General features: G+C 75.9%; 1 protein-coding gene. It reads left to right on the top strand.

What is annotated here, in order from left to right; genetic code table 11:
• Window positions 1-253, top strand: a 253-nt coding sequence (locus G3I65_RS52100; protein WP_160703479.1) for a hypothetical protein, incomplete at both ends; no start/stop codon positions are given.

The following is a 253-nucleotide window of genomic DNA, read 5'->3' on the forward strand; positions in this document are numbered from 1 at the left end:
GGCGCGGGCAAGACGCGGCTGGCCACCGAAGCGGCATCCCGGCACCCGGCGCAGCAACGCGGCCGCGTCTGGTTCGCCGCGCTGGCCGGCGTCCGCGACCCGGAAGACCTCGGCGGCGCGCTGCTGGGCGCGCTGGAGATCCGCGACATCCGCAGCACCGAACCCGAGATCCGCCGCCCGCTGGACCCGCTCGACCAGGCCATCGAGGTGCTCGGCGGCGCGGAAGCCCTGCTGGTGCTGGACAACTGCGAGC

The sequence above is a fragment of the Amycolatopsis sp. SID8362 genome (genome assembly GCF_010550475.1).
Taxonomy (GTDB): Bacteria; Actinomycetota; Actinomycetes; order Mycobacteriales; family Pseudonocardiaceae; genus Amycolatopsis; species Amycolatopsis eburnea.